The sequence below is a fragment of the Bacillus cereus genome (assembly GCF_002564555.1).
GTDB lineage: Bacteria > Bacillota > Bacilli > Bacillales > Bacillaceae_G > Bacillus_A > Bacillus_A cereus_K.
In genome coordinates this window covers 185,380-208,156 of sequence record NZ_NUVD01000015.1, presented here as the reverse complement: position 1 = coordinate 208,156, position 22,777 = coordinate 185,380, and the positions used below count along the sequence as shown (strand labels likewise).

Here is a 22,777-nt window from a genome sequence, read left to right as displayed (position 1 = left end):
AGGATCCCCCATATGAATCCAAATAATCGCTTAACAACAAACCAAGGTGCTCCAGTTGGAGACAATCAAAATTCTCGTACAGCTGGTCGCCGTGGACCGGTATTGTTAGAAGACTATCATTTAGTAGAAAAACTTGCACACTTTGATCGTGAACGTATTCCAGAGCGCGTTGTGCATGCACGTGGTGCAGGTGCTCACGGTGTATTCGTAACGAAAAACAGCATGAAGCAATATACGAAAGCAGCATTTTTACAAAATGAAGGAACTGAAACGCCTGTATTTGTTCGTTTCTCAACGGTTATTCATGGTCAAGGTTCTCCGGAAACAGCGCGTGACCCACGTGGTTTCGCTGTTAAATTTTATACAGAAGAAGGAAACTATGATATCGTAGGTAATCATTTACCAGTTTTCTTCATTCGTGATGCAATTAAATTCCCAGACATGGTGCATTCTTTAAAACCGGCACCTGATACAAATGTTCAAACACCAGATCGTTACTGGGATTTCATGACGTTAACTCCAGAATCTACACATATGATGACATGGGTATTTTCTGATTACGGTACACCAGCAAATTATCGTGAAATGGAAGGTTTCGGTGTCCATTCATTCAAATGGATTAATGCAGAAGGTAAAATTGTTTACATTAAATACCACTGGAAACCACAGCAAGGTGTACGCAATTTAAGTGCGAAAGAAGTGCAAGAAGTACAAGGGAAAGACTTCAACCATGCAACTCGTGACTTGTTTGATGCGATTGAAAAAGGAAACTATCCGAAATGGGATTTACACGTACAAGTCATGCAGTTAGATGAAACGGATTCTTTAGACTTTGATCCATTAGATCCAACGAAAGTATGGCCAGAAGATCGTTTCCCATTAATTGAAGTGGGGACAATGACGTTAAATCGTAATCCGAAAAACTTCTTTGCAGAAGTAGAGCAAGCGGCGTTTACGCCAAGTGCAACTGTGAATGGTATTGAACCATCTGAAGATAAATTATTACAAGGTCGTTTATTCTCTTATCCAGATACACAGCGTTATCGCCTTGGTGCAAACTACTTACAAATTCCTGTAAACTGTCCGTATGCAGCTGTTCGTAACCAACAACGTGATGGTGCGATGCAAATGAATCAAAACCCATCTACAGTAAACTATGAACCGAGCCGTCATACAGAAAACCCAGTTGAGGATCCAACGTACCGCGATTCAACTATGAAAGTAGAAGGCTATGTATCTCGTGAAAAAATTGAGAAACCAAATGACTTCAAGCAAGCAGGTGAGCGTTACCGTTCATTCTCTAAAGAAGAGCAAGACAACTTAATTGCAAACTTAACAAACGACTTAAAAGACGTAAATGAACGTACGAAATTATTAGCTGTTTGTAACTTCTTCCGTGCAGATCAAGAGTACGGTATGCGTTTAGCGCAGGCATTAAATGTTGATATTTCGCAATATGTAGGAAATGCTCCGAAATAAATAGGAAAAGATGACCGGCTTTCGGTCGTCTTTTTTATTTTACTTGTAGCGTTAGGGGGATTCTTCGCTTTTGTCATGTCGAAACGTTGATATATTTGCAAATATACTATGTGGGGTATGCGGTCGAGTGCGAAAAAAAGAGATGCAATCTAATATGAATAGATTGCATCTCTTTTTTTAATTCACTCGTTCCGTATATTCATAAGCCTTCTCTCCATGCATCGAAATATCAAGCCCCATTTGTTCTTCATGCTCATCGACCCGAACAGGGAGGAAGAAGTTAATCGTTTTAATAATGGCGTATGTCATTATGATTGTGAATGCATACGTTGCTCCGATTGCGACAAGTTGTTTAAATAGTAAAGCTGCGTTTCCGTAAAACAAACCGTTAGCACCATCGCCGTTTACAGTGGTAGTCGCGAAAAGTCCAGTTGCAATACCGCCCCAAGTTCCTCCGATGCCGTGACATCCAAAGGCATCAAGAGTATCGTCGTATCCGAATTTCGTTTTTAAGAAGAAGACAGCACTGAAACATAATATACCGCCAATTGCTCCGATAAGAAGAGCGGAGAAAGGGGTAACGAATCCACAAGCTGGTGTAATTGCGACTAACCCGGAAACAACACCGCAAGCAGCTCCCATCGCAGTCGGTTTTGATTGGAAGAACCATTCAGATAGCATCCAAGTTAGAGCAGAGGCAGCAGCGGCTATATTTGTATTAATAAATGCAGTTAAAGCTACGTCGTTTAAGGATAATGCGCTCCCGACGTTAAAACCGAACCAGCCGAACCAAAGTAGACCAGCGCCTAACATCGTAAATGGTAAATGATGAGGAGAGGTACCGCTTATATTTTTTCGTTTTCCAAGGAAAATAGCTAATACAAGACCAGCAACACCAGAAGTGATATGAACGACGTTACCACCAGCGAAATCTAGCGCGCCGAGTTCTCTTAGCCATCCGCCAACGCCCCATACCCAATGAGCGACGGGATTGTAAACGATTGTTGTCCATAGAAGGATAAAAATAAGAAAGGCAGAAAATCGCATTCTTTCAGCGAATGCACCTGAAATTAGAGCGGGAGTTAAAATGGCAAACATGAGTTGAAACATCATGAATAAATTGTGAGGAATAGTAGATGAGTAGTCTGGATTTGGTGCGTAGGTAACTCCGTTTAAGCCGAACCAATCAAGTGTACCGATAAGTCCGTGCCAATCTGGTCCGAATGACAAAGAATAACCGATAACAATCCACTGAATTGAGACGATAGCCATTGCGCTATAGCTATGCATTGTTGTGCTCAGTACATTTTTACTGCGAACCATGCCTCCGTAAAAAAGTGCCAATCCTGGTGTCATCAGCATGACCATTACTGTCGTTACAAACATAAAAACCGTATCTCCCATATTCATTCTTTTCCCTCCTGTGATGTTAGAAAAAATAACATTGTTTTGTTATGTTTCATATCATATTCGAAATAAAATGAAAAATCAACTAAAAATTCAGAAAACTTTATACTTCATGTTAGATTTCCTGACATGAAGTATTTTCGGAGGAATGAAATCAACGTATGCGATTCGTTCTGATAATTGGTATAATATTCTTATAATTAAAAAATATGGGGGATGCATGTGGGGAAAATACGGACTAGGGACCTATTCATTTGTTTTTGTTTAGCTGTCATTTTATTTGTACCAATACATACTTTTGCGGAAGAAAAAAGGGAATGGCGAGACGAAGTTATTTATTCCATTATGATCGATCGCTTCAATAACGGAGAACCAGAAAATGACAAACAATTAGACGTTGGTAATTTAGAAGGATATCAAGGCGGAGATATACGAGGAATTATAAAAAGACTGGATTACATAAAAGAAATGGGCTTTACCACTGTTATGCTTTCTCCACTTTTCGAAAGTGAAAAGTATGATGGATTAGACGTTCGAAACTTTCAAAAAGTAAATGAACATTTTGGAACAGAAAATGATGTGAAAGAACTTGTAAAAGAAGCTCACAAAAAAGGAATGAAAGTTGTATTTCAATTCCCGTTCGGAGAAGACGAACAACAAGTAATCGACTCGATGAAATGGTGGATAAAAGAAGTCGATTTAGATGGAAGTTACGTTATACATAGTGAAAAAAAGCCACGTACTTTTTGGGATGACGTACAAAAAGATATGCAGGGGATAAAGAAAGATTTTCGTATTATGACAAAGGAAGATAATGAATACAACGAAAAAATAATAGAGTCGTTTTCAAAAGCGGATATATCGGTGAAATCGTTATATGATGTGAGTAAAAAAGAAGGGGAGTTCGCTACGTTTTTAGATAATCAAGATACAACAAGATTTGCACGTATCGCAAAAGAGAATATGTATTACCCGCCGTCTCGTTTAAAGCTAGCGCTCACTTACTTATTCACATCCCCGGGGATACCGAATTTTTATTACGGAACTGAAATCGCTTTAGATGGAGGAGATGTTCCAGATAATAGACGATTAATGGATTTTAAATCAGATGAAAAGTTTATGCAGCACATAACAAAACTCGGTGAACTTAGACAAACGAGACCATCTTTGCGACGTGGTACGTTTGAGCTTTTATATGATAAAAACGGAATGAGTATACTAAAACGAAAGTATAAAGATGAAGTAACGTTAGTAGCGATTAATAATACGAAAGAAACACAAAAAGTTTCCTTACCAGTAAGTGTAATTGGTGAAAAACAAGAGTTAAGAGGATTGTTAGAAGACGAAATTATAAGAGAAGAAAACGGAAAGTTTTATCTCGTTTTAAAACGTGAAGAATCGAATGTATATAAAGTTAGCGAAGAAACAGGTGTGAATTGGTTATTTATCTCCTTAATAGTCGGTGTGAACGTATTATTTATTGCGTTTTTAATTGCGGTTAAAAGGAAACGGAAATGAGTAACTCTTTCTTTTAGGAGTTTGTTTACAGTTCCAGATGAGGTGAAATATTTGCGGAAAAAGAAGTGGTTCGCTCTATGTTTATGTATTCTGATTGTATTCGTAAGTGTGCATTTTTGGGACAATGGTGATGATGGGAAATTTGTTCAGTGGGGCGATAGTGTTCATACTGTTGATACAGCGGTTCTCGAGAGAAATAATATTAAATACAAAATCGAAAACGATAAAGTATATATTCCGGAAAAATCATTTGATAAAGCAATATTTTGTTGCTCTTAATAAGTAGAAAAACTCCTCTAATGAGAGGAGTTTTCTTTTTATCGGTAGTTAATGAACTGTACGTCGATTGGTAAGTCAGCGCTACGAACGGCTGCAATAACTGCTTGTAAGTCATCACGGCTTTTCGCTGTTACACGTACTTGATCATCTTGTACTTGTGTTTTTACTTTTAATTTCATTTCTTTAATGATGTTGTTAATTTTTTTTGCGTTATCTTTATCGATACCTTGTTGAAGAGTTGCACGTTGGCGAACAGTGTTGCCAGTCGCAGCTTCCACTTTTCCGTAATCTAAGTTCTTAATTGGAACGTTACGTTTTACAAGTTTTGAAATAAGAACGTCTTTTACTTGGTCTAGTTTGAACTCGTCGTCAGAAGTTAAAACTAGTACTTCTTTTTCTAATTTAATATCACTTTTACTTCCTTTAAAGTCATATCGGTTTTGGATTTCCTTTAATGCGATGTTAATTGCGTTTGTTACTTCAGGTAATTCTACTTTCGAAACGATGTCAAAAGAACTATCTTTTGCCATAGTTAGCACCTCCAAATAAATTTCTAATCTTTTTATGTACTGTACATACTAAAGTATAGCTGAAAACGAGCTTAGACTTAAGTGTTTTCATACTTATATTCATGTAACCTCATTTTATTATAGTGAATTTTGGGCGGTTGGACAAATAAAGGAAAAATCGTGTTATAATTAACTTTTGTTTGGAATGATAAAAAAGATAATTTTATATATATAGAAGGGAATTAAAGAATATGTATTTGCAATTAGGATCGATTGAACAGGTAACTGTTTTACGCGAAACAGAAATCGGATATATGGTTGGAAACGAAGAGGAAGAAATTTTCCTACATAAAAATGAAGTAATTGGAGAAATTGAAGAAGGCGATACGATTGATACGTTCTTATACCTTGATCACCAAAATCGTATTTCAGCAACAATGAAAGATCCAATTATCACAACGCATGATTGGAATTGGGTAAAGGTTGTAGAAGTTATTCCTAGTTTAGGTGTGTTTGTTGATATTGGTGTATCAAAAGATATACTAATTCCAGCCGATGAGTTCCCGATTTATATGCCGGTATGGCCAGAAGTAGGCGACGAATTATATTGCACATTAAAATTAACGAATCGTGATCGTTTAATTGCTCTTCCGGCAAGAGACAGTGATATGCAAGAAATTATCGTAGATGCGACGCCATCTATGCGCAATAAAAACGTAAATGGACGTGTATATCGTTCACTTCAAGTTGGTTCATTCATACTAACTGATGAGCATTTCCGTGCTTTCTTACACCATACAGAAAGAAAAGAACAAGTCCGTATTGGTGAGCGTGTAACGGGTCGTATTATTGACGTAAAAGAAGACGGTACAATTAACATTTCACTTCTTCCTCGTAAAGAAGAAGGAATGGAAGATGACGCTGCAGTAATTTATGAATATATGGAAGAACGAGGCGGAGCAATGCCGTTTTGGGATAAGAGTTACCCAGAAGACATTAAAGAACGTTTCAATATGAGTAAAGCTTCATTTAAGCGTGCGCTTGGTAAGTTGATGAAAGAAGAAAAGGTTTACCAAGAAGAAGGTTGGACGTACTTTAAGAAGTAAATTGAATAAAAAGCACCGCCTTACTTTTTATAAAAATAAGGCGGTGCTTTTTTAGTTCGCTGGCTCAGATACAAGTGTAAATGTATCTTTTAAGTCATTATCATTTATTTTAATATTTGCCTTTTTTAATTCATCTTGTAATAGTTTTTGAGCGAATGCAGGGTCAGCGATACGCTCTTCTTCTAAGTTTTTGCGAATCGTGTCTTTCACTTCATCGTAAGGTTTTAAATCCTTTTTGTCAGTTAATTTAATGATGTGATAGCCGTTCGTTGATTTAACGGGATTACTAATTTGGCCAACTTTTAGTTTGTAGGCAGCTGTTTCAAATTCAGGTGCCATTGTACCTGAGTTGAAGTATCCGAGGTCTCCGCCTTTATCTTTTGATAGTAGATCTTGCGATTCTTGTTTTGCTAATTCTTCAAATGAAGCACCAGCGTCTAATTTGCTCTTTATTTCTTTCGCTTCATTTTCATCGCTTACTAAAATGTGACTCGCTTTAATTTCTGGCTTATAGTGGTCTTTCACGTCTTTTTCCGTAACGCTATTCTTAATTGCTTCATTCATAGCGAGTTTGAACTTAATTTGATTTTTGAAATCATCTTCATCTTTTAAGCGATTGTTGTCTAATACGGTTTTAAAGTGGTCTCCATATTGATTTTTTACTTTTTGGACCTCTTTATCTACATCATCGTCAGATACTTTATATTTTTTCGTGATAACGTCTTGTGCCATCATTTCGTATAGCATGTCTTTTCCGTAACGATCTTTCAACTGCTTTTCGAAGTCGCTCTTCGTAATGGTTGAGTCTGTTGCTGTAGCGACTGTAGCCGAGTCGTTTTTTTGTCCACAAGCAGATAGCATTAATATACTTATTAGTGCAGTAATAATGAAAATATGTTTCCCTCTCATGCTAACACCTCATCCGAATATGTTATCGCTATTGTAGAATATAGAAGTGAACATGAAGTGAATTTTTAATGTTTTTTCCCTGTAAAATGTAAAAAAAGTACATCAACAATTATGTTGATGTACGATGGAATCAAAGGTGATCGGTCTTTTTAGAATAGGCACGCTTACCTTGCTGAATATTTTTTTGTTCTTGTTCATTTTTTTGTGCGCGCTTTGCATTATTATCGCGTGCTTTTTTATCGTTATCACTCGTATGTGGCATATGTATCAACTCCATTTCTAAACGTTGTATGTTTATCATTTCCTTTTTCGTAAAGACTATGTATAGCGGTGCATTTATAAATCATAAAGGTGGACTTGAGATGGATTTGAAGTTAAATTATACCGAACTTATTAAGAAATTAATTGTTGTAATCATCGCAGGCTTATTGAATGCGATTGGAATGAATTTGTTTTTAACACCAGCGAAAGTATATGCGAGTGGCTTCGCCGGATTATCTCAATTATTATCACAAATATTAGGTGATTTTTTATCTATTCATATATCTACAGGAGTATTGTTTAGCTTATTTAATATTCCTGTCGTTATTTTAGCGTGGAAAAAGGTTGGGAAGGCTTTTACGTTTTTTAGTTTTCTATGCGTTATATTTATGACGTTGTTTTTAGAAATTATCCCAGTTCGAGCGGTTTCGGACGATATCATCTTGAATGCGATTTTTGGTGGGGTTATTTCAGCATTTGGAGTAGGAATTGCGTTAAAGTGGGGGGCTTCCACAGGTGGTTTAGATATCATCGCGATGATTTTATCTAGAATAAAAGACAAACCTGTCGGCACATATTTTTTCTTTTTTAATGCAATTATCATTATCGCTGCGGGTTATGTGTATGGATGGGAGAAAGCGTTATATACGTTAGTGACTTTATATGTGTCAACGAGAATTATTGATGCGATTCATACTCGCCATGTGAAAATTACAGCATTAATTGTTACGAAGAATGGGGCAGATGTACGAAAGGCAATTCACTCACGATTAGTGAGAGGGATTACAACGATACCAGCAACAGGTGCTTATACAAATGAAAATAAAGAAATGTTAATGATGGTTATTACTCGGTATGAGTTGTATGAATTAGAGAGGATTATTAAACAGGTAGATCCAGGTGCATTTACAAACGTGCTACAAACAGTTGGGGTGTTCGGATTGTTTCGAAAAGATTAAAGAGGACCAAAGTTGGTCCTCTTTTTTAATGTGAATTCGTAATGTTTTGCAACTGCTCCTGCATTTCGCGTAGCTGAACTTTTTCAGCAGTTGAAGAGTTTGCATAAGCGGATTGCAGAGCATTTTTTGCTGTATATACGAGATCTTGTTGTTCAACGCCGCTTGAACAAGATACGGCATTTGCAACAGCATCTCTAGCTTGTTGGAATAGTAAGTTCCCCATTTAAGCCCCTCCAAAAGAAGAGTTATTTCTCGCTTTTTCTGCCTCAGCTAATGTACCTCTGTACGGGAATCTTGCATCATGCTTCATAATAGAATCGGCTCCTTGTTGGATAAAACGTTTTGATTTGTTCTTTTTACCCATTCGAAAAACCCCCCTTTATTTAGCTGAACACAATCGACGCGGTAATCCGGCGTCTAATTATAGTATGAACATTTGACGAGAAACTATAAGCAGGGAATTTTTAGATTACAACCCAAGAATCTCTTCTAAATATAGAGCGATACCATCTTCTTCATTCGTTAATGTCGTATGATTTGCGAGTGCTTTTAACTCAGGAATGGCATTACCCATTGCGATTCCGTGACCAGCAAATTCAATCATTTCAAAATCGTTATCTTCATCGCCGAAAGCGATAATTCGCTCTTGTGGAATGTTGTAATGGCTTGAAATTTTTTGTAATCCGACAGCTTTATTTAATCCGCTTTTTACAATTTCAATAATTGGCCAAGGTGCGCCCCATTTTCTATGATCGATTACTTCAGCGTGCATATCAGTTAAATGTTGACGAATTGCAGTGGAATGCTCGTCGTGTGCATCAATTAATAAGCAAGTTGGATGATCGTTTAAAATGTTTAATAAGTCTCCTGTGAAAATTTTTGGAGAACCGAATTCAAAAATATGCTTTTTATCTTCATCAATTTCCCGAACGTACACATCATCCATCACTTCAGCGTATATATTTTTCACGCCGAAATCAAAGCAAGCTCGGACAATTTCTTGCGCTGTTGAAAGCTCAAGGGGAGAATGGTGTGTGCCCCAATTTGAATCAAGAGGGTGGTGCACGTAAGCTCCATTAAAGTTTACGATCGGTGTATTCAGATTAAGTTCTTTATAATAATCAAAACTAGCGCGGAATGGACGTCCCGTTGAAATGACGACGATATGCCCTTGTTCCTTTGCTTTTGCAATTGTCTGTTTCGTTCGAGTAGAAATTATTTTGTTGTCTGTTAATAAAGTACCGTCTAAGTCTAATGCGATTAAATGTTGTTTACTCATAATTTCACCTCTTATAATAATTTTTTTGTATCTATCTGTATTTCCGTTTTTAATATGCAGAAATAAGAGGTTAGACTGGGTGAGACCACCATAGATGGAAAGTTCACTATATATCCATCTTACGTCGCAAAGTACTGTGGTGTCTACTATTTCTCGTTGGAAATTAAGAAAAGTCAATGTTTTTTTAGAAAGTTCAAACAATGTTTCTTTCATTATGTACAAATTGTGAAAAGGGTTACATTGCTCGTATGAGGAGGCTTATAATGAACATGTAATCTTCTCGTATATGTTTGACTCTCCTTTGAAACTAGCCTAGAGTAGGTTGGTTTCTTTTTTTTCTACAAATAGGAAAGAAATCCCTGCTTACACTTGTGTCATTCATATATATGTACAAGAACGAGATGTAGTACTTGTTTCCTAAACATGACAGAAAAGCTTTCTTTTAAAATGGATATACTAATGAGGCAAGACGTCATGGAAGGAGAATGAAGATGGGACAAAATCGCAGGTTTCGTTCTGGACAAAAAGCGCCAAATGATGGCATTTACGTAGAAATTGGTGAAACGGGAAGTATGGTGAAAAATCCGCAAATGGTACAATTAACTGCTGGCGAAAAGTTTCCAGAGAACACAAATCATAACCGTCAGTGGACATATAAAAGAAAACCGTAACAGAAGCCGCAATCTTTATTGCGGCTTTTTTGTCGTTATACATAATAATTTCATTTGCCGAGCTATTTTGAGTAGCATAATGAATGCGCCCTTTTTCTTTTTCCAATAATAAGTTTGAAAATACATAAGCAAATTTATTGTATAAAAAAGTCAGTTGGCGTATAATCAAATCAAAGGTCAAAGAAAGTCAAACTTTTGGAGGGCTGTAAAGATGGACTTAAATCAAATGACAACGAAAACACAAGAGGCGATTATGAGTGCCCAATCTTTAGTGGTATCTCATCATCACCAAGAGGTGGATACTGTTCATCTATTGCTTGCATTATTAGAGGAGCAAGATGGCTTAGCAGTACGTATATTTCAAAAAATGAATGTTGATATAGAAGCATTAAAGCAAGGCACCGAAAGCTTAATTAAAAAGAAACCTTCTGTAACGGGAAGCGGAGCAGAAGCTGGGAAATTGTATATAACAAGCACGCTGCAACAATTGCTTGTAAGAGCAGGGAAAGAAGCAGAAAAACTGCAGGATGATTACATTTCAGTAGAACATGTATTGCTTGCTTTTTCTGAAGAAAAAGGCGATATCAATCAATTATTTACAAAATTTCATATTACGAAAGATAATTTATTACAGTCTTTAATGACAGTTCGGGGGAATCAGAGAGTGACTAGTCAAAATCCAGAAGCAACTTATGAAGCATTAGAAAAATATGGCCGCGATTTAGTAGCGGAAGTAAGAGCGGGGAAAATTGATCCTGTAATCGGCCGAGATAGTGAAATTCGCCGCGTGATCCGCATTCTTTCACGTAAAACGAAAAACAATCCAGTTTTAATTGGTGAGCCAGGTGTTGGTAAAACAGCAATCGTTGAAGGGTTAGCACAGCGTATCGTGAAAAAAGATGTACCAGAAGGATTAAAAGATAGAACAATCTTTGCATTAGATATGAGTGCACTTGTAGCCGGAGCAAAATTCCGCGGTGAATTTGAAGAGCGTCTGCAAGCTGTATTAAATGAAATCAAAAAAAGTGAAGGCCGCATTTTATTATTCATTGATGAACTTCATACAATTGTCGGCGCTGGTAAAACAGAAGGTGCGATGGACGCAGGGAATATGTTAAAACCGATGCTTGCTCGTGGTGAACTGCATTGTATCGGGGCGACAACGTTAGATGAATATCGTAAATATATTGAGAAAGACCCAGCGTTAGAAAGACGTTTCCAACAAGTATTAGCAGAAGAACCAACTGTTGAAGATACAATTTCCATTTTACGTGGATTAAAAGAGCGTTTTGAAATTTATCACGGTGTAAATATTCATGACCGCGCGATTGTAGCAGCATCTGTTTTATCAGATCGATATATTTCAGATCGTTTCTTACCGGATAAAGCGATTGACCTTGTTGATGAAGCGTGCGCAACAATTCGTACAGAAATTGATTCTATGCCAACGGAATTAGATGAAGTAACGCGACGCATTATGCAGTTAGAAATTGAAGAAGCCGCTCTTGGGAAAGAGAAGGACTTTGGTAGCCAAGAACGTCTCAAAACATTGCAACGTGAATTATCGGATTTAAAAGAAGTTGCAAGTAGCATGAGAGCAAAATGGGAGAAAGAAAAAGAAGATATTCACAAAGTTCGTGACTTACGTGAACATTTAGAGCGTCTGCGCCGTGAATTAGAAGAAGCAGAAGGAAATTACGATTTAAATAAAGCAGCTGAACTTCGTCACGGGAAAATTCCTGCGATTGAAAAAGAGTTAAAAGAAGCAGAAGAAATGGGCGCACATAATAAACAAGAGAATCGTTTATTACGTGAGGAAGTAAGTGAAGAAGAAATTGCAGATATTGTTTCACGCTGGACTGGTATTCCTGTCGCAAAACTCGTTGAAGGCGAACGTGAGAAATTATTACGCTTAGAGCAAATTTTATCAGAGCGTGTTATCGGTCAAGAAGAAGCAGTAAGCTTAGTATCAGACGCGGTACTTCGTGCTCGCGCTGGTATTAAAGATCCGAATCGTCCAATCGGTTCATTCATTTTCCTAGGTCCTACAGGTGTTGGTAAAACTGAGCTTGCAAAAACGTTAGCACAAACGTTATTTGATAGTGAAGAGCAAATGATTCGTATCGATATGTCTGAGTACATGGAGAAACACGCCGTGTCACGCTTAATTGGTGCACCTCCTGGATATGTAGGATATGAAGAGGGTGGCCAATTAACAGAAGCGGTAAGACGTAAACCGTATTCCGTTATTTTATTAGACGAAATTGAAAAGGCGCATCCAGAAGTATTCAACATTTTATTACAAATGTTAGATGATGGGCGCATTACAGATTCACAAGGCCGTACAGTAGACTTTAAAAACACGGTTATTATTATGACTTCAAATATTGGATCTGCTCACTTATTAGACGGATTAGAAGAAGATGGTTCCATTAAAGAAGAATCAAGAGAACTTGTCATGGGACAATTAAGAGGACATTTCCGACCAGAGTTTTTAAACCGTGTCGATGAAATTATTTTATTCAAACCTCTTACAACGAATGAAATTAAAGGTATTGTTGATAAAATTGTAAAAGAATTACAAGGCCGTTTAGCTGACCGTCACATTACAGTGGAATTAACGAATTCTGCAAAAGAATTCGTTGTAGAAGCTGGCTTTGATCCGATGTACGGAGCTCGTCCATTAAAACGATACGTACAACGTCAAGTTGAGACGAAACTAGCACGAGAATTAATTGCAGGCACGATTACTGATAATAGTCATGTAGTTGTTGATGTTGAGAATAATGAATTAGTTGTTCATGTGAAATGAAAATAAAAAAGAGTTCGGATAAAATCCGGACTCTTTTTAGTGTTGTTCTACTGGCTCGTTTGGAATTGCAGCTGCAATTGCTAATACTAATACCGCAAGAACAACTGAGAAAATAGACGCTTGGTTAAAATCGTATGTACCGCCAGTCATAGAGCCGATTACATAACTCATCATATGTACAAGCGCGAACGACCAAATTAATGCCCAAATGAAACGCATATTTTACACCTCTATTCGTTCAATCTGTCCTTATTGTAACACAATTGAAAAAAGAATATAGAAAAATATTTGTAGATTTTTCAACGCAAATTTGCATTCCGTTCATACATTATAAAAGAGTGGTTTTATACGTTTAGAAAATAAGGCGGGGGAAAAATGAGTATTACGGAACGTTTTTTTTACTTAGAAAAAGAACCATGTGTCATTTATTTACCGGAGAAGCCAAATGGTTTTTCTGTTATGCTTCTCGGTGATTACAACTACTTTATTGAGAATGGTACAAGTTTATGGACACAGCATACGGGAAGATCTTATTTTTTACATGGTCTTATTGAGGAAGGCTACACGGTCTTTTCCTCAAATTTATATGGAAGACATTGGGGGAATGATCAGTCTGTTCGTCTAGCCAAACGTTTATATGATGTTGTTTTGAGAAAAGAGACGTTAAATGCGAAAATGCACATTATGGCAGATGGTATGGGGGCGCTTGTGGCGCTTGAAATGATGAACAAATACCCTGAATGTATACGTTCTGTCATTATGTTAAATCCATGTTTAGATTTGCCAGAATATGTGGGGTTTGAGAAAGAGCATAAGTTTTTTTACAAAAGATTAGTGAAGGAATTAAGTTTGGCGTATGACTCCAAAGAAGAAGAATTAGAATCAAAAATAAATAAGAAATCATTTATGCTTCTTCCATCTTGTGTACCTGTTAAAATTTTCGTATCAACACAAGAAAAAAGAGGAAGAAAACAATTGTTACGTAAATATGAGAAAATGAGGCAATTAAATCAATGCGATACTTCTGTTTTATTTCATCTCCAAGATGTGAAATATAAAATGGTTAGACAAACGACGGATTTCTTTAAAAAATATGAAGAAGAATTGTGAAGCTCCCATATACATAAATGAGGAGCTATTTGTTTCAAGGGGAAAGGGTTGGTGGTATGGAACGCGTGCTGATTATAGGTGCACTTACGTTTGTAGGTTATCACCTTGTGAATAAAATGATTGCAGAAGAAGTAGAAGTGTTTGCTCTTGATTTTGATGAATTCGATAGTATGACAAAAATTAATGAAGAGAAGTTATTGTTAATTGGGCGAAACGCTTTATTTACGTACTATTCAATAAGAGATGAAGATGGATGGAGATCAGTAGAGGAAGAGAATTTTGATACAGTTTATTTTAGCTTGTATGAACCGAATCAGCAAAGTGGTTTTCGGAATGAAAGAGTCATATTACAATATTTAAAGCGGATTATAAAAATGTGTGAAGAACATAAAGTAAAGTTAAATCTAATTTCTTCTATTGAAGTAGGGAGCTCGGACGAATCTGAAAATAAACGTCTATTTTCAAAAGTGGAAGAGGGATTGAAAAAGGGGAAATTACAATATAGTGTATTTCGAGTTCCTACATTATATGGGCCGTGGCAACCATCTTTTATGATGTATCATCAGCTCATTTTATCAGAGTTGGATGAGAAAGAGAGGCATTGTACGAGTGAGGAGCAAGGAAGCGATTTACTTTACGTTGAGGATGTATGTGAATACTTATGGGAAAATGGAACGAATGGGGAGCAACTTGGTATATACAATTTACTTAGTGGTAAACAGTTGTTATGGGCAAAAGGTATGAACCTTTTGCGGGCAGATGATAAAGTGAAGAAAGAAAATAAGGAAGTAAGCGATGAAGCTATTGAGGTTGTTTTGATAAAAAAAAATACCCCGTTAGAATACGGTTTAAATAAGCAATTGGCACATATGAAAAAATATAAAGAGTTATACGAAGGATAGCGAGCGTGTTACACTATTGTATGGATAATTGATTGAAAGCTTTGTATGGAAAGGGAGATAAAACATGAACGAAAAAAGCATGCAATTTTTACAAATCGCAATGAAGCATTTACCCGAAGCAAAGGCAATTTTAGATTCAAATGGAATTGCGCTTGATATGGAGAAAGCACAACCAGTATTAGAGTTATTGATGAAAGTTATGAACGAAGCATATGAGCTTGGGAAAGCAGATAAAGAATAAACCCCTTCTTTTTTGATGGGAGAGAGGCTCGAACCGTGAATAGAAGCGGTCAGGGCCTTTTTTCGTCTCGAGCGGAGTTAAGACCAGAGGAATCAAGTTGTGAAAGGGAAGGTAATGAGGAGGCGCCTTAGTTTGGAAGGAAAGTGGATTAAGGGTAAAACCCTTCTTTTTTGATGGGAGAGAGGCTCGAGCCGTGGGAAGAAGCGGTCAGGACCTTTTTTCGTCTCGAGCGGAGTTAAGACCAGAGGAATCAAGTTGTGAAAGGGAAGGTGATGAGGGGGACGCCTTAGTTTGGAAGGAAAGTGGATTAAGGATAAACCCCTTCTTTTTTGATGGGAGAGAGGCTCGAACCGTGAATAGAAGCGGTTCGGGCCTTTTTATATTTCAAGCGAAGTAAGGGTAAGAATAGGGAAAGGTATGTTTTCATTGCTTTTACTGAAAAATAAAGAGAATAATACGCTAGCTTTATGTTTTAGCTGAAATATATTCTAGACAAAAATACATTTATGTTTTAAAATTAGTACCAAGTCATAATAATTGATATAAAACGGAGGGCTGCGATGTGAACGTGGGCATTTTAGGGATCGGAAGATATGTGCCAGAAAAAGTAGTCACAAATCACGATTTAGAGAAAATCGTAGATACATCTGATGAATGGATTCGTACGAGAACGGGAATTGCAGAAAGACGCATTGCCGATGATACAATAGATACTTCAAATATGGCCGTAGAGGCTTCTAAAAAAGCGCTTGAAGATGCAGGGATTAGCGGAGAGGATATCGATCTTATTTTAGTGGCAACAGTAACGCCAGATCGTGCTTTTCCAGCAGTAGCTTGTGTGATTCAAGAAGCAATTGGAGCGAAACACGCAGCTGCAATGGATTTAAGTGCAGCATGTGCTGGTTTTATGTACGGAATGATTACAGCACAGCAATTTATTCAAACGGGGACTTATAAAAATGTATTAGTAGTTGGTAGTGATAAACTATCTAAAATTGTAGACTGGAATGATCGAAATACAGCAGTACTATTTGGAGATGGAGCAGGCGCTGTCGTAATGGGAGCTGTTTCAGAAGGAAGAGGCGTTCTATCTTTCGAATTGGGAGCAGACGGAAGTGGTGGCAAGCATCTTTATCAAGACGAGTATGTTATGATGAATGGCAGAGAAGTCTTTAAATTTGCTGTTCGTCAACTTGGCGATTCTTGTCTTCGTGTGTTAGATAAAGCTGGTCTTACGAAAGAGGATGTGGATTTCTTAGTGCCACATCAAGCGAACATTCGTATTATGGAATCCGCAAGAGAGAGATTAAATTTACCACAAGAAAAAATGAGTATGACAATTGAAAAGTTTGGTAATACATCAGCTTCTTCAATTCCAATTGCAATGGTAGAGGAATTGCAAAATGGACGTATTCAAGACGGTGATTTAATTATACTTGTTGGTTTCGGCGGCGGATTAACATGGGGAGCAGTCGCTCTTCGTTGGGGTAAATAAGGACTGAGAGAAAAAAAGGAGTGTATTTTGTATGGAAAAAAAGAGGGTCGTAATTACAGGACTAGGAGCTGTTACACCGGTCGGAACAGATGTCGAAACAGCTTGGGAAAATATTAAAAAGGGTGTATCTGGAATCGGGCGACTTACAAGAATTGATCCGGAACTATTTCCAGCAAAAGTAGCAGCAGAAATTAACGACTTTGAAGTCGAGAAATATATTGATAAAAAAGAAGCGCGCCGTATGGACCGCTTTACGCATTATGCAGTAGCAGCAGCGAAAATGGCAGTTGCGGATGCGAAGCTTGAAATTACAGAAGAAAACGGACCTCGAATTGGTGTATGGATTGGTTCTGGTATTGGTGGTATGGAAACATACGAAGAACAATTTAAGATTTTTACGGAGAAAGGTCCGCGCCGCGTTAGTCCATTCTTCGTACCGATGATGATTCCAGATATGGCAGCAGGTCAAGTATCTATTGCGACTGGAGCAAAAGGAATTAACACTTGTTCTGTAACGGCTTGTGCATCTGGTGCAAACTCAATTGGTGATGCATTTAAAGCAATTCAGCGCGGTGATGCTGACGCAATGATTACAGGCGGAGCGGAAGCGCCGTTAACAAGTATGGCATTCGCAGGATTCAGTTCAGCGAAAGCATTAACATTTAATGAAGATCCGGCAACAGCTTGCCGTCCGTTCGATAAAAACCGTAGCGGTTTCGTAATGGGGGAAGGTTCAGGAATTCTAATTCTTGAAGAATTAGAGCACGCATTAGCTCGTGGTGCTCACATTTACGCGGAAATCGCTGGTTATGGTGCAACGGGTGATGCATTCCATATTACAATGCCTGCTCCTGGCGGTGAAGGCGGAGTACGTGCAATGCGTCAAGCTTTAGCAGATGCAGGTCTACAGCCAGAAGATATTGATTACATTAATGCGCATGGTACAAGTACAGATGCGAATGAAAAGTATGAAACGATGGCAATTAAAGAAACGTTCGGTGAGCATGCTTATAAAGTAGCAATTAGCTCAACGAAATCAATGACGGGTCACTTATTAGGAGCAGCTGGTGCTGTAGAAGCGATCTTCTCTATTAAATCAATTACAGACGGAGTAATTCCGCCAACAATAAACTATGAAACGCCAGATCCAGAATGTGATCTAGATTACGTGCCGAATAAAGCGAGACATCAAGAAGTGAAAGCGGTATTAAGTAACTCACTAGGATTCGGTGGTCATAACGCAGTATTAGTATTTAAATCGTATAAATAATAGATGAAATAAGGTGTTTTTTCGTAATAAACTACGAAAAAACACCTTATTTATTTTTACGCCTTTTTCTTCTTTTGCATATACATAAGAAAAAGGAGGGATAAAGATGGGGGTTGTTGAAACAGCCGAGTGGTTACATCTATATTACGGACGGCCAGAAAAACTGTGTGAAAAATTTACGAAGTATATTCCGTTGCCAAAAGAAAGGTTGTATCGCTTTTTAATTTCTAAAGGGATGTATCGCCCGGTCATGCGAGGAGAACAAGAAATTAAAGAGTTAGAGAGAAAGGAAATCTGGAAAGAGTTACGTATGGAGTATGATAAATTAAAGCATTGGTTGAAAGGTCCAGATGTCCCTATCTTTATTTTATTATCAGATTCCTATAATCGAACTGTACAAGAAGAATATAACGGGAAAGCAGGGCTTTCTATGCGCCACGTTATTTTCTTGTTCGTATGTGGGCGGAATTCAGTGGAAGAATTAAAAGCATTATTAGCACATGAATATCACCATATATGCCGGTTACATCAAATTGAGACGAAAGAAACGGAGTATACATTGCTTGATACAATGATCATGGAAGGATTAGCCGAGCAGGCAGTAACGGAAAGGTATACAGAAAAAAATAATGCCCCGTGGACGACGTATCTTTCAAAAGAAGAGGCAATTTATTATTGGAAAAATGTTGTGCACAAAAGAATAAGTATAAAAAGAGGAACGAGAGAGCACGACATTTTATTAAATGGACTTCATTCTTATCCCAAGATGCTTGGCTATGCGCTTGGATTTCATATTGTAAAAGATTGTGTAGCATTGGAGGAAGATACACTATCTTTATTATCTATAGATGCGAAAGAAATCTTGAGTAAAGCAAATACATTTCATGTTTCATGATAAAACAGGAGCTTTCTCCTGTTTTTTTAGATATTTATAGAAGAAAAAAATAATTAGAATATATTTCCTTAAGTGGAATAAAGTTAAGCGAAAATGAACATAATGATTGGTACAAACAGTAGTGAAGTGAGGGGTAGAGAATGTTATATCTACATGATGTATGGGTAAATTGGTTTGAAGGTGAAGAAAATGGGTATAACGTTTGTAATTTTTACGAATGGCGGAAAGATGATACGATTGAGCTATTAGATCAAGTGCCATTATTAAAAGTAGATGCCACATTATATCATTACATCGAGAACGAATTGTTAGAGCTTCCGCAAAAGTTGCTGGAAGACGTACATCATAAGGCATATATTCGTAAAAATCATGAACGTTTGCAGCAAGAGTATTGCTTTGTTGTTACAGATGGAAAAGGAATTATTGCGATTGATACAATTGGTTACAATGTACCAATTCGAAAAAGTAGACTTATACCTCGCCAAGAGCAAATGGTATATGAGATGGTAGAAAGCGTACAAGCAGAAAAGTATGAGTTCCAGGTAGAGGAAACAGAAAAGGAACATCATATTTTATCGCCATCGCCTTTCATTATGAATGGCTTAACTCGTAAAGAAAGACAGCTAAAACAATTATTATTCATGGCGTTAGATCAATTACATACAACGAAAAATACAGCGGAAATTCGCTATTGGTACACTGAATGGGATCCAGCAGCATATGGAATGGTCCAACATATGGAGTTTGAAGATATTTGGGCTAGACTATATGATGAAGCGAAGTCAGGCTGGTCTGAGAAGCATGAACAATTATGTGAGCGCCTTGTAAAAGGACAGCCATTTTTTGAAAAGTTATGGGAAATGGAAAATGAGCAGAAGGTAAATTAAAAAACCGCCAATTGGCGGTTTTTTAATTTGTAGAAATCCAGCTCCTAGCCCTTCGCGTCTAAGAACCTTCCCAACGAGAAGGTAAAAAGCACCTTCTGTGGGATAGAACCTTAGCCGTCAGGGCTAAACAGTCGCCTCTGCTTTATATAAAATCCAGCTCCAGCGGCAAGCTCTTCGTGTCTAAGAACCTTCCGCATAAGAAGACAAAAAGCGTCTTCCATGCGAAAGAACCTTAGCCAGTCAGAGTTGAACGAGCTGCCGCCGCTTTATATGTTACCTACGTTTTCTACTTAATCCCATTGCGTTTTCTACTTTGCGTAGTTGTTTGAATGCAACGCGGTTTGCTTTTTCGGCACCTTTGTCTAGAATCTCGTCTAGTTCTGGTGAGTTGATTAGTTCGTTATATTTGTCTTGGATTGGGCGAATTGCTTCTACAACCACTTGCGCTAGGTCACCTTTGAAGTCGCCGTATCCTTTTCCTTCGTACATTGCTTCGATTTCCTCTACTGTTTTTCCGGAGAATGAAGAGTAGATTGTTAATAAGTTAGAGATTCCAGGTTTGTTTTCTTTATCAAATTTCACGATACCTTCAGAGTCAGTTACAGCACTTTTAATTTTCTTTTCGATTGTTTTTGGCTCATCAAGCATACTGATCATTGATTTTGGATTTGGATCAGATTTACTCATTTTTTTCGTAGGTTCTGTTAATGACATAACGCGAGCTCCTACTTTTGGAATGCGGATTTCAGGAATCGTGAACACTTCACGAAAACGTTTGTTGAAACGCTCTGCTAAATCGCGTGTTAATTCCATATGTTGTTTTTGGTCATCACCAACAGGTACGATTTCTGTGTTGTAAAGTAAAATATCAGCAGCCATTAATGGTGGATACGTAAGTAATCCAGCTGGAACTGAATCTCTACCAGAAGCTTTATCTTTATATTGAGTCATACGTTCTAATTCTCCAACGTACGCAACTGATTGCATAATCCAGCCTAGTTGAGCGTGCGCTGGTACTTCTGATTGTACAAATAAAGTAGCTTTTTCAGGATCAATGCCGCATGCAACATATAGTGCAGCAAGACTACGGATATTTTTGCGAAGCAGCACAGGATCTTGAGGTACTGTAATCGCGTGTTGGTTTACAATACAGAAATAGCAGTCGTGTTCGTTTTGAAGCTCTGTAAATTGTTTCATAGCTCCTAAATAGTTTCCAAGTGTAATTGTTCCACTTGGCTGAATACCAGAAAAGATAACTGACATAAGTAATTCCTCCTAAATTTGAATGCGTGATAGGGAAGAGAAGGCATACAAAAAAGCCCATTCATCCCCAAAAACGATAGGGACGAATGGACCGCGGTACCACCCTAATTATTTCACTACTGTGAAATCTCTCAGATCCATAATAACGTTTGGATATAACGCCAAAGCCTACTACTTTCGGTTCGGTTTGGTGCTCAAAAGCCCATTCCATATTGTACAATTACTTGTTCACACCAGCCACAAGCTCTCTGAAATTGCTTCAATATGTACTCTTCTTTATCATCGCATACATATAAATTTATTTATTGTTAACTGAGCCCTTTTAATATGAAAGAACTAAAGTTTTATAACAAAATGTTTTGCTGATTATTATATCATATGGAATAACGTTTGCAAACTACATCAAAATAGTAAAGCTAATGAGAGTCGAGAACATCCCGAGTATGATACCTGTAATACAAATAGGATATGTCCATTTGAATGAGTATGTTTTATATATACGTTCTTTTTTATTAACAGGTTCCTCTGATTCTTCAATTAAAGAGTCAATTTTTTTATTCGTACCAAACACTTTTTGGAATGCGTAAATTGTTACGTTAAAAAATCCATTTTGAAATATGAATAAAAAACCACCTATAAGAATAAAAAACAATGCGATATAGAATGAGATGTTGACAAAATTCAACAAAAACTGTGATGAAACGAGGAATGCGCCCACACTAGAAGCGATTATCGCTACCAAAAATAGTATACAAGTATGAAAAAAAACTTTATTCAAAATATTCCCCTCCGTCAAAATATTACTAGAATTATTATACTATAAAAGCTATAATAAGTAATATAAATAATTTTTTGAAAATTGCATGCAATTAAAGTTCTAATCTCAAGATGATGGTAGCAATGCTAACGTGTTACTTTACAAAAAATTTAAAATATAAACATTTTATTAAAAATTTTAACAAAAAAACAAAAAACTATATTCACAATCGTCGTATTATATGTATAATGAAAATTGTAGAAACTTGGAGATTATTCTTTCAATTCTACTTTTTAACAAGTGGGGGTACAGAAAGTGCAATTAGGGGAGGCAACACAACATGAAGAAAAAGATACCGTTGTTACTTGCATCAACTTTAAATGCAAGTATGTTGCTTGGCGCGTGTAGCTACGAGAAAGATGACGCGAAAGCAAAAGGAAAAGAGAACGCTACTAGTAGTAGTAACGGAAAACAGATTCTTAATTTAACAGAGCTATCTGAAATTCCGTCAATGGATGCATCATTAGCATCAGATTCTTCATCTTCAACAGCATTAAATAATACGATGGAAGGTTTATATCGTACTGGCAAAGATCAAAAGAGAATGCCAGGAGTTGCTGAAGACGTCCAAAAGCTAGATGATGGGAAGAAATACATATTTAAATTAAGAAAAGATGCGAAATGGTCGAATGGGGAACCTGTAACAACAAAAGACTCTGTGTATTCATGGAAAAGAGCAGTAAATCCAATATGATGAGTTAATTCTAA

The 22,777-nt window shown here is 37.2% G+C and carries 25 protein-coding genes, 1 pseudogene and 1 other annotated feature; of the genes and pseudogenes, 16 read left to right on the top strand and 10 right to left on the bottom strand.

Translation table 11 applies throughout. The features are described 5' to 3' along the window. Positions 1-12: 12 nt before the first annotated feature. Positions 13-1,479 carry a catalase KatB gene (gene katB / locus COI75_RS08120; RefSeq protein ID WP_001069190.1) on the top strand — a complete coding sequence of 489 codons (1,467 nt, stop codon included), beginning with the start codon at positions 13-15 and terminating at the stop codon, positions 1,477-1,479. A 177-nt stretch (positions 1,480-1,656) separates the two neighbouring features. Here the strand turns inward: katB and COI75_RS08115 are convergent, their stop codons facing one another. After that, the gene (locus COI75_RS08115; RefSeq protein WP_001055858.1) at positions 1,657-2,889 is read right to left on the bottom strand and encodes an ammonium transporter; all 1,233 of its coding nucleotides are present in this window, start codon (positions 2,887-2,889) and stop codon (positions 1,657-1,659) included. Positions 2,890-3,102: 213 nt separating this feature from the next. Between COI75_RS08115 and COI75_RS08105 the strand changes: the two genes are divergently transcribed. Together COI75_RS08105 and COI75_RS08100 are read left to right on the top strand one after the other, a co-directional pair. Next, on the top strand, positions 3,103-4,404 hold the full coding sequence (locus COI75_RS08105) for an alpha-amylase family glycosyl hydrolase (protein WP_050551892.1): 1,302 nt from the start codon (positions 3,103-3,105) through the stop codon (positions 4,402-4,404). A gap of 51 nt (positions 4,405-4,455) precedes the next feature. Beyond that, the gene (locus COI75_RS08100; protein WP_001227694.1) at positions 4,456-4,683 is read left to right on the top strand and encodes a hypothetical protein; all 228 of its coding nucleotides are present in this window, start codon (positions 4,456-4,458) and stop codon (positions 4,681-4,683) included. A gap of 38 nt (positions 4,684-4,721) precedes the next feature. Here the strand turns inward: COI75_RS08100 and COI75_RS08095 are convergent, their stop codons facing one another. Next, positions 4,722-5,213 (bottom strand): YajQ family cyclic di-GMP-binding protein, encoded by a 492-nt coding sequence (locus COI75_RS08095; protein WP_001040146.1) that lies wholly within the window; start codon positions 5,211-5,213, stop codon positions 4,722-4,724. 230 nt (positions 5,214-5,443) lie between these two features. Here COI75_RS08095 and COI75_RS08090 point away from each other — a divergent pair, with 230 nt between their 5' ends. After that, on the top strand, positions 5,444-6,298 hold the full coding sequence (locus COI75_RS08090) for a CvfB family protein (RefSeq protein ID WP_000281283.1): 855 nt from the start codon (positions 5,444-5,446) through the stop codon (positions 6,296-6,298). 51 nt (positions 6,299-6,349) lie between these two features. Here COI75_RS08090 and prsA read toward each other — a convergent pair whose 3' ends face one another. Continuing rightward, a complete protein-coding gene (gene prsA / locus COI75_RS08085; protein WP_001214206.1) occupies positions 6,350-7,207 on the bottom strand; it encodes a peptidylprolyl isomerase PrsA in 858 nt (285 codons plus the stop codon). A 130-nt stretch (positions 7,208-7,337) separates the two neighbouring features. Further along, entirely contained in the window at positions 7,338-7,469 is a 132-nt protein-coding gene (locus COI75_RS08080; protein WP_001120847.1) for a DUF3941 domain-containing protein, read from the bottom strand. Positions 7,470-7,569: 100 nt separating this feature from the next. Here COI75_RS08080 and COI75_RS08075 point away from each other — a divergent pair, with 100 nt between their 5' ends. Further along, entirely contained in the window at positions 7,570-8,427 is an 858-nt protein-coding gene (locus COI75_RS08075) for a YitT family protein (protein WP_000364430.1), read from the top strand. 25 nt (positions 8,428-8,452) lie between these two features. Here COI75_RS08075 and COI75_RS08070 read toward each other — a convergent pair whose 3' ends face one another. The 3 genes from COI75_RS08070 to COI75_RS08060 form a co-directional block, all read right to left on the bottom strand. Continuing rightward, positions 8,453-8,650, bottom strand: coding sequence for a DUF3813 domain-containing protein (locus tag COI75_RS08070; protein WP_000527403.1), 198 nt, complete (start codon positions 8,648-8,650; stop codon positions 8,453-8,455). Continuing rightward, entirely contained in the window at positions 8,651-8,791 is a 141-nt protein-coding gene (locus tag COI75_RS08065) for a hypothetical protein (RefSeq protein WP_000516817.1), read from the bottom strand. Positions 8,792-8,896: 105 nt separating this feature from the next. Beyond that, entirely contained in the window at positions 8,897-9,706 is an 810-nt protein-coding gene (locus COI75_RS08060) for a Cof-type HAD-IIB family hydrolase (protein WP_000043169.1), read from the bottom strand. 491 nt (positions 9,707-10,197) lie between these two features. On the opposite strand from COI75_RS08060, the gene COI75_RS08050 reads away from it, so the two are divergent. Both COI75_RS08050 and clpB read left to right on the top strand, forming a co-directional pair. Then, complete coding sequence (locus COI75_RS08050; protein ID WP_002095847.1) at positions 10,198-10,377, top strand: YjzC family protein; 180 nt, start codon at positions 10,198-10,200, stop codon at positions 10,375-10,377. A 211-nt stretch (positions 10,378-10,588) separates the two neighbouring features. Beyond that, a complete protein-coding gene (gene clpB, locus COI75_RS08045; RefSeq protein WP_098448284.1) occupies positions 10,589-13,189 on the top strand; it encodes an ATP-dependent chaperone ClpB in 2,601 nt (866 codons plus the stop codon). A gap of 36 nt (positions 13,190-13,225) precedes the next feature. On the opposite strand, the gene COI75_RS08040 is transcribed toward clpB, so the two are convergent. Continuing rightward, complete coding sequence (locus COI75_RS08040) at positions 13,226-13,408, bottom strand: YjzD family protein (RefSeq protein ID WP_001211111.1); 183 nt, start codon at positions 13,406-13,408, stop codon at positions 13,226-13,228. A 156-nt stretch (positions 13,409-13,564) separates the two neighbouring features. Between COI75_RS08040 and COI75_RS08035 the strand changes: the two genes are divergently transcribed. The 7 genes from COI75_RS08035 to COI75_RS08000 all read left to right on the top strand — a co-directional run bounded on the left by COI75_RS08035 (position 13,565) and on the right by COI75_RS08000 (position 19,989). Further along, positions 13,565-14,299, top strand: coding sequence for a hypothetical protein (locus tag COI75_RS08035; protein ID WP_000028716.1), 735 nt, complete (start codon positions 13,565-13,567; stop codon positions 14,297-14,299). Between the two features lie 29 nt (positions 14,300-14,328). After that, complete coding sequence (locus COI75_RS08030) at positions 14,329-15,201, top strand: NAD-dependent epimerase/dehydratase family protein (RefSeq protein ID WP_000486159.1); 873 nt, start codon at positions 14,329-14,331, stop codon at positions 15,199-15,201. A gap of 64 nt (positions 15,202-15,265) precedes the next feature. Then, entirely contained in the window at positions 15,266-15,442 is a 177-nt protein-coding gene (locus COI75_RS08025; protein WP_001003337.1) for a ComZ family protein, read from the top strand. Positions 15,443-16,004: 562 nt separating this feature from the next. After that, positions 16,005-16,937, top strand: a complete 933-nt coding sequence (gene fabH, locus COI75_RS08015; RefSeq protein ID WP_001100548.1) for a beta-ketoacyl-ACP synthase III — start codon at positions 16,005-16,007, stop codon at positions 16,935-16,937. 31 nt (positions 16,938-16,968) lie between these two features. Next, positions 16,969-18,207 carry a beta-ketoacyl-ACP synthase II gene (fabF, locus tag COI75_RS08010; RefSeq protein WP_000412647.1) on the top strand — a complete coding sequence of 413 codons (1,239 nt, stop codon included), beginning with the start codon at positions 16,969-16,971 and terminating at the stop codon, positions 18,205-18,207. Positions 18,208-18,313: 106 nt separating this feature from the next. Next, the gene (locus COI75_RS08005; RefSeq protein ID WP_000539316.1) at positions 18,314-19,102 is read left to right on the top strand and encodes a DUF2268 domain-containing protein; all 789 of its coding nucleotides are present in this window, start codon (positions 18,314-18,316) and stop codon (positions 19,100-19,102) included. A 140-nt stretch (positions 19,103-19,242) separates the two neighbouring features. After that, positions 19,243-19,989, top strand: coding sequence for a YjbA family protein (locus COI75_RS08000; RefSeq protein WP_098381265.1), 747 nt, complete (start codon positions 19,243-19,245; stop codon positions 19,987-19,989). Between the two features lie 273 nt (positions 19,990-20,262). Here the strand turns inward: COI75_RS08000 and trpS are convergent, their stop codons facing one another. Continuing rightward, positions 20,263-21,252, bottom strand: a complete 990-nt coding sequence (trpS, locus tag COI75_RS07990; protein ID WP_000110988.1) for a tryptophan--tRNA ligase — start codon at positions 21,250-21,252, stop codon at positions 20,263-20,265. Positions 21,253-21,327: 75 nt separating this feature from the next. Beyond that, positions 21,328-21,544: a binding site (T-box leader), on the bottom strand. Positions 21,545-21,649: 105 nt separating this feature from the next. Next, positions 21,650-22,030, bottom strand: coding sequence for a DUF3899 domain-containing protein (locus COI75_RS07980; RefSeq protein WP_001044984.1), 381 nt, complete (start codon positions 22,028-22,030; stop codon positions 21,650-21,652). A gap of 110 nt (positions 22,031-22,140) precedes the next feature. Here COI75_RS07980 and COI75_RS27615 point away from each other — a divergent pair, with 110 nt between their 5' ends. Both COI75_RS27615 and COI75_RS07970 read left to right on the top strand, forming a co-directional pair. After that, positions 22,141-22,353 carry a hypothetical protein gene (locus tag COI75_RS27615; protein WP_033657092.1) on the top strand — a complete coding sequence of 71 codons (213 nt, stop codon included), beginning with the start codon at positions 22,141-22,143 and terminating at the stop codon, positions 22,351-22,353. Further along, positions 22,350-22,757: pseudogene (locus COI75_RS07970) on the top strand (ABC transporter substrate-binding protein); the annotation flags it as partial. The gene COI75_RS27615 and the pseudogene COI75_RS07970, both read left to right, overlap by 4 nt. Between the last annotated feature and the right edge of the window lie 20 nt (positions 22,758-22,777).

Excerpts from the sequence above, each read along its gene's own strand:
- trpS (WP_000110988.1), bottom strand. The coding sequence starts at position 21,252 with ATGTCAGTTATCTTTTCTGGTATTCAGCCAAGTGGAACAATTACACTT.
- clpB (WP_098448284.1), top strand. The coding sequence starts at position 10,589 with ATGGACTTAAATCAAATGACAACGAAAACACAAGAGGCGATTATGAGT.
- COI75_RS08035 (WP_000028716.1), top strand. The coding sequence starts at position 13,565 with ATGAGTATTACGGAACGTTTTTTTTACTTAGAAAAAGAACCATGTGTC.
- COI75_RS08065 (WP_000516817.1), bottom strand. The coding sequence starts at position 8,791 with ATGGGTAAAAAGAACAAATCAAAACGTTTTATCCAACAAGGAGCCGAT.
- COI75_RS27615 (WP_033657092.1), top strand. The coding sequence starts at position 22,141 with ATGATGGTAGCAATGCTAACGTGTTACTTTACAAAAAATTTAAAATAT.
- COI75_RS08075 (WP_000364430.1), top strand. The coding sequence starts at position 7,570 with ATGGATTTGAAGTTAAATTATACCGAACTTATTAAGAAATTAATTGTT.
- COI75_RS08090 (WP_000281283.1), top strand. The coding sequence starts at position 5,444 with ATGTATTTGCAATTAGGATCGATTGAACAGGTAACTGTTTTACGCGAA.
- COI75_RS08050 (WP_002095847.1), top strand. The coding sequence starts at position 10,198 with ATGGGACAAAATCGCAGGTTTCGTTCTGGACAAAAAGCGCCAAATGAT.
- COI75_RS08105 (WP_050551892.1), top strand. The coding sequence starts at position 3,103 with ATGCATGTGGGGAAAATACGGACTAGGGACCTATTCATTTGTTTTTGT.
- COI75_RS08095 (WP_001040146.1), bottom strand. The coding sequence starts at position 5,213 with ATGGCAAAAGATAGTTCTTTTGACATCGTTTCGAAAGTAGAATTACCT.
- COI75_RS08025 (WP_001003337.1), top strand. The coding sequence starts at position 15,266 with ATGAACGAAAAAAGCATGCAATTTTTACAAATCGCAATGAAGCATTTA.
- prsA (WP_001214206.1), bottom strand. The coding sequence starts at position 7,207 with ATGAGAGGGAAACATATTTTCATTATTACTGCACTAATAAGTATATTA.
- COI75_RS08005 (WP_000539316.1), top strand. The coding sequence starts at position 18,314 with ATGGGGGTTGTTGAAACAGCCGAGTGGTTACATCTATATTACGGACGG.
- COI75_RS08115 (WP_001055858.1), bottom strand. The coding sequence starts at position 2,889 with ATGAATATGGGAGATACGGTTTTTATGTTTGTAACGACAGTAATGGTC.
- COI75_RS08040 (WP_001211111.1), bottom strand. The coding sequence starts at position 13,408 with ATGCGTTTCATTTGGGCATTAATTTGGTCGTTCGCGCTTGTACATATG.
- fabF (WP_000412647.1), top strand. The coding sequence starts at position 16,969 with ATGGAAAAAAAGAGGGTCGTAATTACAGGACTAGGAGCTGTTACACCG.
- katB (WP_001069190.1), top strand. The coding sequence starts at position 13 with ATGAATCCAAATAATCGCTTAACAACAAACCAAGGTGCTCCAGTTGGA.
- COI75_RS08060 (WP_000043169.1), bottom strand. The coding sequence starts at position 9,706 with ATGAGTAAACAACATTTAATCGCATTAGACTTAGACGGTACTTTATTA.
- COI75_RS08080 (WP_001120847.1), bottom strand. The coding sequence starts at position 7,469 with ATGCCACATACGAGTGATAACGATAAAAAAGCACGCGATAATAATGCA.
- COI75_RS08000 (WP_098381265.1), top strand. The coding sequence starts at position 19,243 with ATGTTATATCTACATGATGTATGGGTAAATTGGTTTGAAGGTGAAGAA.
- COI75_RS08070 (WP_000527403.1), bottom strand. The coding sequence starts at position 8,650 with ATGGGGAACTTACTATTCCAACAAGCTAGAGATGCTGTTGCAAATGCC.